Origin of the sequence: Mesorhizobium sp. M1142 (assembly GCF_040318565.1) — a bacterium.
Classification (GTDB): domain Bacteria; phylum Pseudomonadota; class Alphaproteobacteria; order Rhizobiales; family Rhizobiaceae; genus Mesorhizobium.
Genome location: NZ_JAMYMK010000002.1, coordinates 406,865 through 419,490 on the forward strand (window position 1 = coordinate 406,865; position 12,626 = coordinate 419,490).

Sequence of the window (12,626 nt, forward strand, 5' to 3'; positions counted from 1 at the left end):
TAGATGCGCCGTATGCAGGGACCGCGCTTTGCCTTTGGTCCGTTCGTGCTTGATCCGGGTGCGGGAACGCTCCTTCGGAACGATGTCCCCGTTGCCGTTAGCTACCGCGGGCTAAAGCTGCTTGCGGCGCTCGTCGGACGGTCCGGCGAAATCCTTGAAAAGGCTGAGTTGATGGACGCGGCGTGGCCGGGTACAGCCGTCGAGGAAGGCAACCTAACCGTCCAGATCGCGCTGCTGCGGAAGCTGCTTGGCCCGGCCGCCGACGGCGGTGAATGGATCGCCACGGTTCCGCGCGTCGGCTACCGCTTCACGGGAGCCGTCGAACAGCTCGGCGTCGCGAAGCGAAAACCTTTGCCGCTGCCCGACAAACCATCGATAGCCGTGCTGCCCTTCGTCAATGTCAGCAACGATCCCGAGCAGGAATCCTTCGCGGATGGGTTGACCGAAGACCTGATCACCGACTTATCCAGGATCTCCGGCCTGTTCGTCATCGCACGCAACTCGGCCTTTGCCTACAAAGGAAAGGCGATGGACGTGCGCGGGATCGCTGAGGACCTTGGCGTGCGCTACCTGCTGGAGGGTAGCGCAAGGCGCGCCGCAGGGCACGTGCGCATCAACGCACAACTGGTCGACGCGGTGAGTGGCGATCATGTATGGGCGGAACGCTTCGATCGCAGCCTGGAAGATATTTTTGCCGTTCAGGACGAGGTCACCGGCAAGATCGTCGAGGCGTTACTCGGCCGGCTGCGTGCACCGCCGCCGCGCAATCGGCCCCAAAATCTCGAGGCCTACGATCTCTGCGTGCGAGCGCGCAAGCTGATGGATGATTCGCCGCAGACGGCGCAGGAAGCGCATCTGATGCTCACCCGCGCGGTTTCGCTCGATCCGGAATATGCCGAGGCCTATCGCTGGCTTGCCATGAACCACTGGATGGGATGGGTGCATTCCGGCGGACCAACCGAAACATCCCGTAGCGCTGCTTTGGAACTCGCGCGCAAAGCCGTGGCGATCGACCCCAACGATGCCGGCTGCCGCTGGGTTTTGGCTTACCTGCTTGCCTACGAGCGCAGCTTCGCCGAGGCGGATGCGGAATTCGCCAAGGCGATCGAGCTTGACCCGAACGAGGCCGATGCCTGGGCGGCATTGTCCGACATCGCGGTCCTGGCCGGACGGGTCGAGGAGGGTCTTGAGCACATTCGCAAGGCGTTCCGGCTGAATCCGTTTCCGGCAAGTTGGTATTATCTCGCGCTCGGCCAAGCGCAATATGCAGCCGGCGAATACGAATCCGCTATCAAGACACTGCGCAGGGACGAGACCTATCGTACAAGCTCTCGCCGTTTCCTGGCGGCAAGCCTTGCCCAACTCGGCCGGCTCGACGAGGCGCGCGCAGAGGTCGAACTGTTTCTCGTCGGCAACCCGCATTTCACAACCCGCCACTGGGCGGCGACGGAGCCATTCCGCGACGCTGCGACGCTTGAGCATTTCGTTGACGGCTTCCGTAAGGCCGGCCTTCCGGAGTGACGCGCCGGCGCCGTCGCACGGTTCGTGCGACCTATTCCTCAAAGCGAACCGTGGCGTCACGATCGCGCTCGTATCGTCTCGTGAGCGGAAACGGCGGCAACCAGGACTCGCGACGGATGATCCAGCTTTCGTAAGTTGGCATCAGTTGGTCAGGCGCGTCCAGGGATCCGAGGTTCACTTCGACTTCGTCGGCGGTGCGGGCGAAAACGGTCGAGCCGCAGCGGGGACAGAAAAACCGCCCGGCATAGTCGCGTGTTTCGCCGTCGATCGTCACCGCATCCTGAGGAAATATCGCGGAAGCGTGAAAAAGGGCTCCATGATGCTTGCGGCAGTCGAGACAGTGACAAAGGCCGACCCGGTATGGGCGTCCCGAAGCGACAATTCGGACGTTCCCGCACAGGCACCCGCCGGTGAATCGGTCCATGCTGCGTCTCCTCCAAAATCAAGCGGCCGGAATGGTTACAACGACCGGCACTGTTGTTGCAATCGCCGCGCCGCGGGCGGGGACATGTCGTTCTTCCGTGGCGATGACATTGCAGCCGCCTCTCTATGCCTTATGCGAGCTTGCCGCCGAAAACAGGCTTTGGTTTGTCATATGGAACGAAACGGCGCGTTCCATTGAGCCGCCAACTCGGCGGCCGAGGCGAGCCTGACTCCGCAGTCGGCGAGTATGCGTGCGACCGTCGCTACCGCCTCGGCGTTGGACGAGGCCATGCTGCCGTTCGGAAGGAAAAGGTTGTTTTCGAAGCCGACCCGGACATGGCCCCCAAGCAATGCGGCGGCGGTCGCGCACGCCGCTTCGTTGCGGCCGAAGGCGCAGACGCTCCAATGGTCGAAGCGCGGCATGTTCGCCGCGAGGAATGGCAAGAGATCGGCAGGAACGGACGTCTGTCCCGGCGTGTAGCGGCCCAGCACGTAGAGAACCGGTATGCTTGCCCAAGGGATCAGTCCGCGCTGCTGCATGTCCGAAAGCCTGACGGCCTCCTCGGGCGCATAGAGGATGATCTGTGGCGCAACCCCCTCGGTGTGCAGCCAGGCCATAAAGCGCACGAAGGCGAGTTCCGATCCGGCATCAGGAACGATTTCGCGAAGCGCCAGGGAGACAGCTTGCGGCTTCACATCTTGTACGACGGCCATCTGTTGGGCCGGCGAATAGATACCGAGTGCTTCGGAGGTGATCTGGATTACCAAGCGGTCGCCGGCAGCACCGCGGATGGCGGCGATCGCCTGGCAGTAGGCGTCGGCGTCGAGCAGATGATTGCCGCTTCGGTCGCGGACATGAACGTGGATCATAGCCGCACCGGCATCGGCGCATTCCGCGGCCGTCCTCGCAAGTTCGGCTGGTGTCAGCGGAATCGCCGGATGGTCGGCCTTGCTGCGACGTCCCCCGTTCGGGGCGACGGCTATGGCGATGCGGTCGAGACCATGGGCCGGCTTCATGGGAACGTTCTGCGAGCGACAAGATTCATATGAATCAATCTTTGATCACACTGAAACAGACGTTGCAATCGCTGGTCTGGCGAGCTAGCAATATCCATGGACCAGGAAGAGCTTGCTGGACAGATCGTCACTGCCTTCGACGGCATGTCGGCGCAGCTTCGGTCCGCCGCGCGCTATGTCCTTGATAAGCCGTATGATGTCGCGCTGTTGTCCATGCGCGAGCAGGCCCGGCACGCAGGAGTGCAGCCGGCGACGATGACGCGGCTGGCCCAGCATCTCGGCCTTGATGGCTACGAGGCGGTACGCGATATCTACGCCGTCGCGATCCGGGACGGCGAAATCGGTTTTGCCGGCAAGGCGGGCCTTCAGGTCGCCAGCCAAAAGCTCAAGGGCGACCACGCGCTGGCGGCCGATATTCTGGATTCGATTTCCAGCCAGCTTGCCCATCTCGCCGAAGGCAGGTCGATCGACCGTCTGGTCGAGACGGCCAGGGCGCTGAGTGCGGCAAGGCGCGTCTATTGCCTCGGCCTGCGCTCGAGCCACGCAGTGGCCTGGCATCTGCATTACATCCTGTCGCTGATCGGCGAGAAATCGGTGCTGCTGCACGGCATCGGCGGAACCGATGGCGACGCTCTGGCCCATGCGACCAGGGACGACGTGCTGATCGCCGCCAGCGTCCTGCCCTACACGCGCTTCACCATCGAGCTTGTCGAGTACGCTGCCGGCCGCGGCGTACCGGTCATTGCGATCACCGACAGCGGGGTAGCGCCCTTGGCGCTGCTTGCCGATCACCTGGTCGTCGTGCCGACCGGCAGCCCGTCCTTTTTCCACACCATGACGCCAGCTTTCATCGTTGCTGAGGTCCTGGGTGCTCTTGTCGCAGGGCAGGCAGGCGAGGGCGCTGTTGAGTCGCTGCGACGTTTCGATGAGCAGGGCGCCGCCCTCAAGACCCATCTGAACCAGCGTCCGCCGAAGAAAATGCCCATGAGGGACCGTCGATGACACACATTCTTCATCGAACCATCCACTCGACGCTGCCGGTCGCCGCTCGCGGCCAAGGCATCGAACTGTTCGATGCCGAGGGCAAGTCCTATATCGACGCGTCGGGCGGCGCCGCCGTGTCCTGTCTCGGCCACGGTCATCCCGACGTGATCGCCGCGCTGCACAACCAGCTTGACCGCATCGCCTACGCACACACCAGCTTCTTCACCACCGAGGTGGCGGAGCGCTTGGCGGATCGGCTGGTCGAGGACGCGCCGAAAGGGTTGGACCACGTCTATCTGGTCAGCGGCGGCTCGGAGGCGGTCGAGGCCGCGCTCAAGATGGCCAGGCAATATTTCGTCGAGAAAGGGGAGCCGCAACGGCGCCATCTCATCGCACGCCGGCAGAGCTATCACGGCAATACGCTCGGCGCTCTCGCCACCGGCGGCAACGAATGGCGGCGCGCCCAGTTCAGGCCGTTGCTGATCGAGACCCACCATATCGACCCCTGTTACGCCTATCGCTATCAAAAGCATGGCGAAAGCGACGAAGCCTATGCGGCGCGCGCCGCTCAGCAGCTCGAAGACAAGATCCTTGAACTCGGCCCGGACGAGGTCATCGCCTTTGTCGCCGAGCCGGTGGTGGGTGCGACACTCGGCGCCGTGCCGTCGGTCGCCGATTACTTCAAGCACATTCGCGCGATCTGCGACCGCTACGGCGTGCTGCTCATTCTCGACGAAGTGATGTGCGGCATGGGCCGTACCGGCACGCTGCATGCGTGCGAGCAGGACGGCATCGCTCCCGACCTGCTGACCATCGCCAAGGGGCTCGGCGGTGGTTACCAGCCGATCGGCGCGGTGCTGCTTGGCCGGCATATCTTCGAAGCCTTTGCCCAGGGCTCGGGCTTCTTCCAGCATGGACATACCTATATGGGGCATCCAATGGCGGCGGCGGCTGGCCTCGCCGTGCAGGAGGTCATCCGGCGCGACCGCCTGCTCGACAACGTCAGCGCAATGGGCGCGCAGCTCGACGAGCGCCTGCACCAGCGCTTTGATAATCACCATCACGTCGGCGACATTCGCGGACGAGGTCTGTTCAGGGGAATCGAGCTGGTGGTCGATCGCGCCAGCAAGGAACCGTTCGACCAGAGATTTGAACTCAACGCTCGCATCAAGCGCGAAGCAATGGCCCGCGGCCTGATGATTTATCCGATGGCCGGGACGATTGACGGTGTGCGGGGCGTTCATGTGCTTGTGGCGCCGCCTTTCATCATTTCCAGACAGGATATCGATCGGATCGTCGAACGGCTCGGTGAGGCGATCGACGCTGCGATCGCCTCAGCGGCCTGACCCGCACGACGCGGACCGCCTCAAACCAGTTCCAACGCGTCATCGGCGATGGGCCGGGACACCCACCAGAGAGGTAGCAACCATGTACAGTTCGATGAAAACCCTGATCGGCGCGGCGGCTTGCATGCTGCTGGCGCTGCCGTCCGTCGGAGCCGAGCAGCGCTTCGTCACGGTCGGCACCGGCGGGGTCACCGGCGTCTACTATGCCGTCGGCGGCGCCATTTGCCGGCTGATGAACAAGGACCGGCAGAAAACCGGCATCCGATGCTCGACGGAGTCGACCGGCGGTTCGGTCTTCAACGTCAACTCCATCCAGACCGGCGACCTCGATTTCGGCTTGACCCAATCGGACGTCCAGTACCAGGCCTATGAGGGGACCGGAAATTTCGAAGGCAAGCCGTTCAAGGATCTGCGGGCCGTCTTCTCCGTCCATCCCGAGCCGTTTACCGTGCTGGCGCGGCCCGATGCCGGCGTCACCAAATTCGAGGACTTCAAAGGCAAACGCTTCAACGTCGGCAACCCCGGGTCAGGCACCCGCTCGTCGATGGAGGAGTTGCTGAAGCAGATGGGCTGGACGCTCGGCGATTTCTCGCTTGCCGCGGAGCTGAAGGCGGATGAGCAGGGCAGCGCGCTGTGCGACAACAAGATCGACGGTTTCTTCTACGGCGTTGGTCATCCTTCCGCCGCGATCCAGGATCCGACCACGGCCTGCGGCGCCAAACTCATCCCGCTGACCGGTCCGGCAGTGGACGCGCTGTTGGCAGCTCATCCGTACTATTCAGTCGCCACCATCAAGGGTGGCATGTACGCCAACAACCCGGACGACGTGAAGACATTCGGCGTCCGCGCCACCGTGGTGACGAATGCCAGCACGCCCGATGAGGTGGTCTACGAGCTGGTGAAGTCGGTCTTCGAAAATTTCGACGACTTCAAGAAACTGCATCCGGCTTTCGCCAATCTCGATCCCAAGGAGATGATCAAGACCGGTCTGTCGGCGCCACTACATCCGGGCGCGGAGCGCTATTACAAGGAGAAGGGCTGGCTCTGAGGCCTTCAATGCGAGGCGCCAAGGGCGCCTCGCATCGCAAATAATTGTGGGGAACGATGACAGATCAAAGCCAGCGGGCGGCAGCGCCTGACCAACCCGTTATCGACATCGACAAGCTCAGCGAGATCGTCGCGGAAGCCGACACCGGTGGGCGCAAGCCGACCGGCCGCACCGCGAAGCTGATCCTCGGCGTATCGCTTGCATGGTCGCTGTTCCAGCTCTGGTATGCCTCGCCCCTTCCGTTCATGCTCAATTTCGGCGTTGTCAGCGACGGCATCGCCCGCTCCATCCATCTGGCCTTCGCCCTGTTCCTGGCGATGCTGACGTTTCCGGCCTTCAAGACCTCATCGCGCAGCCGGGTGCCGCTACCCGACTGGGTGCTAGGCATCGCCGGGGCGGCGTCCGCCCTCTATCTGCTGGTCTTTTATAGCGATATCGCCCACCGGCCGGGTCTTCCCACTACAGCTGACCTGGTCGTATCGATCGCCGGCGTCCTCATCCTGCTCGAGGCCGCCCGTCGCGCCGTCGGGCCTGCCATCACTGTCATCGCGGCGATCATGCTGATCTATATTTTCGCCGGGCCTCACCTTCCTGGCCTGCTCGGCCACAAGGGCGCGACGTTATCGCGCGCAGCCTCGCAGATGTGGCTGACGTCCGAGGGGGTGTTCGGTGTCGCCCTCGGTGTGTCCACCAATGTCGTCTTCATGTTCGTTTTGTTCGGAACATTGCTGGAGCGCGCCGGCGCCGGCGGCTTTTTCATCCAGCTTGCCTTCTCGCTGCTCGGCAAATACCGCGGCGGTCCGGCCAAGGCCGGTGTCGTGGCTTCCGGCCTGACCGGCATGATTTCCGGCTCTTCGATCGCCAATGTCGTGACCACCGGAACCTTCACCATCCCGCTGATGCGGCGGGTCGGATATTCTGCGGTGAAGGCGGGCGCCATCGAATGCGCAGCCGGCGTCAATGGTCAGCTGATGCCGCCGGTGATGGGCGCCGCCGCGTTCTTGATCGCGGAATACGTCGGCATCTCCTATCCCGAGGTAGTCAAGCACGCCTTCTATCCGGCGCTGCTGACCTATGGATCGTTGTTCTACATCGTCGATATCGAAGCGATGAAGACAGGGATGAAGGGCCTGCCGTCACGCCGCACGCACTCCGCATTTCAGGGTGCACTGCGCGGGCTGATGGGCATATGCGGCTTCATCGTCCTCGCAGGGCTTGTCTATTACGGCATTGGCTGGACGAAGATCGTTTTCGGCGCGGCCGCGACCTGGATGATCACTGCCGCGCTGATCGCCGTTTACATCGGCCTTGTCGCCTACCGGGCGCGCTATCCCGACCTGCCGCTCGAGGATCTGGAGGGCGAGATCGTCAGGATTCCGCACTTCGGCGAGACGGCGCGCACCGGATTGCATTTTCTGCTGCCGGTGATTCTGCTGATCTGGTACCTGATGGTGGAGGAGCTCTCGCCGGGCCTCTCGGCATTCTGGGGCGTTGTCGCCCTGATGGCGCTGATCGTCACGCAACGGCCGCTCACCGCCTTTTTCCGCAAGGACCGGGCGCTGGCACGGCATTGGCTTCACGGTTTCGACGATCTGGTCGGTGGCCTGTCCGCCGCTGCGCGCAACATGACGACGGTCGGCATTGCCACTGCGACGGCCGGCATCATCGTCGGCACGGTCCTGCTCACCGGCATCGGGCTGGTGATGACCGAGCTCGTCGAATTCATCTCGGGCGGCAGCTTCATCGTCATGCTTTTGTTCACCGCGGTGATCTGCATCATTCTCGGCATGGGCATGCCGACCACCGCGAGCTATGTCGTCGTCGCCACCTTGATGGCGCCGGTCATCGTCGATTTGGCGGCGCAGAACGATCTTGCCGTGCCGCTGGTCGCCGTCCACATGTTCGTTTTCTATTTCGGGCTGATGGCGGACGTGACGCCGCCGGTGGGGCTGGCGGCTTATGCTGCTGCGGCAATTTCAGGCGCCGATCCGGTGAAGACCGGGATTCAGGGCTTCAAGTACGAGATCCGTACCGGCCTCTTGCCATTCATCTTCATCTTCAACACCGGACTGCTGATGATCGATCTCGAAGGGCCGTTCGACTTCGTTGCGATGGTCGTGACATCGACGCTGGCCATGGTCTCGTTTGTAGCAGCGACGCAGAATTGGATGCTCGTGCGCAACCGCTGGTACGAGACGATTGCGTTGCTTCTGGCCTGTTTCATCTTGTTCAGACCGGGATTGTTGCTCGATCAGGTGAGCGAACCTTATCGGGCAGTGCCTGCCTCCGAACTCAGCCGTATCGTCGACGAGACAGCCGAAGGCGGAGCGGTTCGCCTGCGCCTGACGACACTGAACCTCAACGGCGATGAGATATCGAAGCTGGTTCGGCTACAACTCGGGCCCGCAAATTCATCGGCCGAACGCCTGAAGGCTGTGGGGCTGGACGTCAGCGCGCTCGGCGACAGCGTGACGGTCGGCGTGGTGCGACTGGGCAGCCAGGCGGCCAAATTCGGCCTGCAGCCCGGCGACGAAATCAACCAGGTGCTAGTGCCCGCGGAGCGGCCGTCGCGCTATTGGTTCGCGATTCCAGCCCTGCTGTTGCTCGGTCTCGTCTTCTGGGTTCAGAAGCGGCGAAGGCGGACAGTCGGCCCGTAAGCGTCTTGTGAGCGGAAGAGGCTCGCCAGCATGTCAGTAACAAGAGAACCAAACGGCGCCGCGGAACCGGCTAATGCGGAAATGCGCATGACGACGCGCGACCGCCCCTTCGAACCCGTCGACTACGGGCTTTACGCGCTGACGGTCATTGCCTGGAGCGCATCGTGGTTCGCGATCGAACTTCAGGTCGGCAGCGGCGTGTCGAACGAGGTCAATCTGGTCTGGCGCTTCGCCATCGCCACGCTGCTGATGTTTGCCTGGGCGGCTTTTTCCGTTCGGCGGCTCCGCTTTCCGATCACCGATCATTTGCGCTTTGCTGTGCTTGGCATCCTCATCTTCTCGTCGAACTTCCTGTTTTTCTATTATGGCGCCGGCTATCTCGTCAGCGGCTTGCTCTCGGTCGTCTTCTCGCTCGCCTCGGTCATCAACATGCTGCTCGGTGCCTTGGTCATCGGCGAGCGCCCGGCGCCCGCATTCTCGCCGGCGGCATCATCGGCTTCGCCGGCATAGCGCTGATGTTCTTCCCCGAAATCGCTGCCAACGGGCTTTCCGGCGGGACGTTGGTGGGCCTTCTTCTGTGCCTCTGCGGCACCCTGAGCTTCTGCGCCGGCAATCTCGTCTCCGTCGCAAACCAGCGCCGCGACCTGCCGCTCGTTTCAACCAACGTCTGGGGCATGCTCTACGGCACTTTGTGGTCGGCGTTCCTGGCCTTCCTGCTCGGTGAGCCGTTCGTGTTCGCGACGACCGCCTCTTATATCGGCTCGCTGGTCTTCCTCGCCGTCATATCGACGGTCGTGGCTTTCGCCGCCTACCTGACGCTGCTCGGACGCATTGGCGGCGCCCGCGCCGGTTATGCGACCGTCATATTTCCCGTCTTTGCGCTTTTGATCTCCACGGCGCTGGAAGGGTATGCCTGGACTGCGTACGCGATCATCGGGCTCGTCCTCGTCGCCGCCGGAAACGTCCTGGTCATTCGAGGAGGACGACGCTGACCCATGCAATGCCGCTGCGCGGCCCCCGCCACATAGGTGCACCGATAGATCGGGCGGGGCGCCTTCTTTTTCTGTCTGTTTACCCAGCTTGACTCTCTGGGTCGTCAGTTTAGGCTGTGGTCAATGGGTCAGACCAATGTACCAGGGCGGCCGGGGAGGGGAATTAGACGCGCATGCCGATCCAGGCTGTTGAACCTCGCCGGCTATACCGACAGGTCGCCGATCAGCTCAGGCAGCTGATCGATGCCGGCGAGTTTTCCGTCGGCGACCGTCTGCCGACCGAGCGGGATCTGGCCGACCAACTCGGAATTTCCCGCCCGACGGTCCGTGAAGCGCTGATAGCGTTGGAGGTCGAAGGCCGCATACGCATCCGCGTCGGCTCGGGTATCTACGTCACCGATCCGCCGAGCGCCGCCGCCTCCGAACCCGAAGTCGAGGAAGGCCCGTTCGAGCTGTTGCGCGCGCGCGAATTCGTCGAAGGCGCGATCGCCGCCGAAGCGGCCATCCATGTCCGGCCTGCAGACATCGAACGGCTCGACGACGTGCTGCGCCGGATGGAGGCCATGCGTCACCCCAACAAGATGACCATTGCGCTCGACCGGGAATTCCATACCGCGGTCGCCGGCATTCTCGAGAACGCGGTGCTGGTGCGCTTCATCGGCGAGCTTTTCGACCAGCGCATGAACCCGTACTTCGAACGCCTGTCGATCTATTTCGAGACCAGCGATTCCTGGCAGGTCGCGGCAAGGGAACATCGTGCCGTGCGCGATGCAATTGCCGCGCGCGACCCCGAGCGGGCCAAGGCCGCCATGCAGCAGCATCTGCGCCAGTCGCAAATCAGATTCTCACGCAATTTCGATGAGAGAGCCGCAGCCAAGGAGGTTGCGGAATAGCAGTTGGCCTGGGGGAGATCCGGCCGTCAAGTTCAACCAGGGAGGAATTAGATGCTGAGAAAATACGCAGTTCTGCTCGGTGCGATCACCGCAATTGCCATACCCATGGCGTCGGCCTCGGCGGAAACGGTCCTGAAATGGGCACATGTCTACGAGACGACGGAGCCCTTCCACACCGAATCCGTGTGGGCTGCCGACGAAATCAAGAAGCGCACCCAGGGCCGCTATGCCATCGACGTCTATCCGGCCTCGCAGCTTGGCAAGGAAGCAGACATCAACCAGGGCCTGATGCTCGGCACCGTCGATATCATCATTTCCGGATCGAGCTTCGCGGCGCGCGAATATCCACCGATCGGCGTCACCTATTTCCCGTACACTTTCCGCGATGCCGACCATCTGCTGAAATACACCAAAAGCGACGTCTACAAGGCCCTGACCAAGGGCTATGAGGACAAGACCGGCAATCACATCGTCGCCACCACTTATTACGGGACGCGGCAGACCACCTCGAACCGGCCGATCGCCAAGTGCTCCGACATGCAGGGCTTGAAGATGCGCGTCCCCGACGTGCCGGCCTATCTGGCCATGCCGCGTGCCTGCGGGGCCAACACGGCGCCGATTGCCTTCGCCGAGGTCTATCTGGCTCTGCAGAACGGCACGGTCGAGGCCCAGGAGAATCCGCTGACCACCATCGAGGCGAAGAAATTCTACGAGGTGCAGAAGAATATCGTGCTAACTGGCCATATCGTCGATCATCTCAACACCATCATATCGGCGTCGCGCTGGGCCTCGCTGTCCGACGAGGACAAGAAGATCTTCACCGAGGTGATGCAGGAGGCTGCCGCCCGCGCCACTGCAAAGATCGTCGCCCGCGAAAAGGAACTGGCGCAGGTATTCAAGGACCGCGGCATCACCGTAACGGATGTCGACCGTGCCGACTTCGAGAAGAATGTGTTGGAGAAGGTCACCTTCGAGGAGTTCGGGTACAACAAGGCCGATTGGGAAGCGATCCGCGCTATCAAGTAGAGCATCGGAAACTGGATGCTCAATCAAGAGGATAGAGCGGCAATCGGATTCGCCGCTTTAACCTGCCCATCCGTCGGGCTTCAAATTGCGCCGGACGGGCCTTCCAATCCTTGACGATCCACCAGCTTCGGGAATGCGCGCCAATGGCCGAGGAACACCACACCGAGATCACCGTCGAAGAGATTGCGCATGCCTTCGAGGAAGTGCCGATACGCGTCGACCTGTCGGACCACGGTATCGAGGACTGGGTCACGCTTGCCGTGTTCTGGGGCATGGTCGTCTGTGTCTTCCTGCAGTTCTTCACCCGTTATGCCCTGAACAACAGCTTTGCGTGGACCGAGGAGATCGCCATCAACGCGCTCGTCGTCGTTGTCTTTCTCGGCGCCGCCATGTGCGTGCGCCTTTCGCGCCATATCCACGTCGACGTGCTTTACCACTATCTGCCGGAGCGTGTCGGCCGCTGGCTGGCGCTCGCCGTCGATATTATCCGCATTGCATTCTTCGCCTACGGATCCTGGCTGATGTGGCGCTACGTCACGATCGTGGCGCATGAGCGCATGGTCACCGTCAACCTGCCGCGGCGCTGGTTCTTCTACGCCGTACTGGCCGGCTTCGTGCTGATGCTTCTGCGCTCGATCCAGGTCTTGATCGGCAATTACCGGCGCGGCTATTCGGTGCTCGAGCGTCCTGGTGCGTTCGAGACGGCGGGGGTCTGAGCG

General features: G+C 62.5%; 12 protein-coding genes. 10 read left to right on the forward strand and 2 right to left on the reverse strand.

Annotated elements, in window-relative coordinates; genetic code table 11:
- Positions 1-12 precede the first annotated feature (12 nt).
- Complete coding sequence (locus NKH42_RS05945; protein WP_352751144.1) at positions 13-1,521, forward strand: winged helix-turn-helix domain-containing tetratricopeptide repeat protein; 1,509 nt, start codon at positions 13-15, stop codon at positions 1,519-1,521.
- A gap of 31 nt (positions 1,522-1,552) precedes the next feature.
- On the opposite strand, the gene NKH42_RS05950 is transcribed toward NKH42_RS05945, so the two are convergent.
- Positions 1,553-1,945 carry a GFA family protein gene (locus NKH42_RS05950; protein WP_352750991.1) on the reverse strand — a complete coding sequence of 131 codons (393 nt, stop codon included), beginning with the start codon at positions 1,943-1,945 and terminating at the stop codon, positions 1,553-1,555.
- Between the two features lie 167 nt (positions 1,946-2,112).
- Positions 2,113-2,961 carry a beta-keto acid cleavage family enzyme gene (locus NKH42_RS05955; RefSeq protein WP_352750989.1) on the reverse strand — a complete coding sequence of 283 codons (849 nt, stop codon included), beginning with the start codon at positions 2,959-2,961 and terminating at the stop codon, positions 2,113-2,115.
- Positions 2,962-3,057: 96 nt separating this feature from the next.
- On the opposite strand from NKH42_RS05955, the gene NKH42_RS05960 reads away from it, so the two are divergent.
- From NKH42_RS05960 to NKH42_RS06000, 9 genes are all read left to right on the forward strand, one after another.
- On the forward strand, positions 3,058-3,963 hold the full coding sequence (locus tag NKH42_RS05960) for a MurR/RpiR family transcriptional regulator (protein ID WP_352973982.1): 906 nt from the start codon (positions 3,058-3,060) through the stop codon (positions 3,961-3,963).
- Entirely contained in the window at positions 3,960-5,291 is a 1,332-nt protein-coding gene (locus tag NKH42_RS05965; protein WP_352750986.1) for an aspartate aminotransferase family protein, read from the forward strand. Before NKH42_RS05960 ends, NKH42_RS05965 begins: the two co-directional genes overlap by 4 nt.
- 94 nt (positions 5,292-5,385) lie before the next feature.
- Entirely contained in the window at positions 5,386-6,339 is a 954-nt protein-coding gene (locus tag NKH42_RS05970) for a TAXI family TRAP transporter solute-binding subunit (protein WP_352751143.1), read from the forward strand.
- A 56-nt stretch (positions 6,340-6,395) separates the two neighbouring features.
- Positions 6,396-8,996, forward strand: coding sequence for a TRAP transporter permease (locus NKH42_RS05975; protein WP_352973983.1), 2,601 nt, complete (start codon positions 6,396-6,398; stop codon positions 8,994-8,996).
- 87 nt (positions 8,997-9,083) lie between these two features.
- Complete coding sequence (locus NKH42_RS05980) at positions 9,084-9,506, forward strand: EamA family transporter (RefSeq protein ID WP_352750983.1); 423 nt, start codon at positions 9,084-9,086, stop codon at positions 9,504-9,506.
- Between the two features lie 5 nt (positions 9,507-9,511).
- Positions 9,512-9,988 carry an EamA family transporter gene (locus NKH42_RS05985; protein WP_352750981.1) on the forward strand — a complete coding sequence of 159 codons (477 nt, stop codon included), beginning with the start codon at positions 9,512-9,514 and terminating at the stop codon, positions 9,986-9,988.
- A 173-nt stretch (positions 9,989-10,161) separates the two neighbouring features.
- Positions 10,162-10,881 carry a FadR/GntR family transcriptional regulator gene (locus tag NKH42_RS05990; RefSeq protein ID WP_352750979.1) on the forward strand — a complete coding sequence of 240 codons (720 nt, stop codon included), beginning with the start codon at positions 10,162-10,164 and terminating at the stop codon, positions 10,879-10,881.
- Between the two features lie 51 nt (positions 10,882-10,932).
- On the forward strand, positions 10,933-11,907 hold the full coding sequence (locus NKH42_RS05995) for a sialic acid TRAP transporter substrate-binding protein SiaP (RefSeq protein ID WP_502896020.1): 975 nt from the start codon (positions 10,933-10,935) through the stop codon (positions 11,905-11,907).
- A 143-nt stretch (positions 11,908-12,050) separates the two neighbouring features.
- A complete protein-coding gene (locus NKH42_RS06000; protein WP_352973985.1) occupies positions 12,051-12,623 on the forward strand; it encodes a TRAP transporter small permease in 573 nt (190 codons plus the stop codon).
- Positions 12,624-12,626: the final 3 nt, after the last annotated feature.

Coding starts and splice junctions, on each gene's coding strand:
- NKH42_RS05960 (WP_352973982.1), top strand. CDS start 3,058: ATGGACCAGGAAGAGCTTGCTGGACAGATCGTCACTGCCTTCGACGGC.
- NKH42_RS06000 (WP_352973985.1), top strand. CDS start 12,051: ATGGCCGAGGAACACCACACCGAGATCACCGTCGAAGAGATTGCGCAT.
- NKH42_RS05980 (WP_352750983.1), top strand. CDS start 9,084: ATGACGACGCGCGACCGCCCCTTCGAACCCGTCGACTACGGGCTTTAC.
- NKH42_RS05995 (WP_502896020.1), top strand. CDS start 10,933: ATGCTGAGAAAATACGCAGTTCTGCTCGGTGCGATCACCGCAATTGCC.
- NKH42_RS05970 (WP_352751143.1), top strand. CDS start 5,386: ATGAAAACCCTGATCGGCGCGGCGGCTTGCATGCTGCTGGCGCTGCCG.
- NKH42_RS05975 (WP_352973983.1), top strand. CDS start 6,396: ATGACAGATCAAAGCCAGCGGGCGGCAGCGCCTGACCAACCCGTTATC.
- NKH42_RS05950 (WP_352750991.1), bottom strand. CDS start 1,945: ATGGACCGATTCACCGGCGGGTGCCTGTGCGGGAACGTCCGAATTGTC.
- NKH42_RS05955 (WP_352750989.1), bottom strand. CDS start 2,961: ATGAAGCCGGCCCATGGTCTCGACCGCATCGCCATAGCCGTCGCCCCG.
- NKH42_RS05965 (WP_352750986.1), top strand. CDS start 3,960: ATGACACACATTCTTCATCGAACCATCCACTCGACGCTGCCGGTCGCC.
- NKH42_RS05990 (WP_352750979.1), top strand. CDS start 10,162: ATGCCGATCCAGGCTGTTGAACCTCGCCGGCTATACCGACAGGTCGCC.
- NKH42_RS05945 (WP_352751144.1), top strand. CDS start 13: ATGCAGGGACCGCGCTTTGCCTTTGGTCCGTTCGTGCTTGATCCGGGT.
- NKH42_RS05985 (WP_352750981.1), top strand. CDS start 9,512: ATGTTCTTCCCCGAAATCGCTGCCAACGGGCTTTCCGGCGGGACGTTG.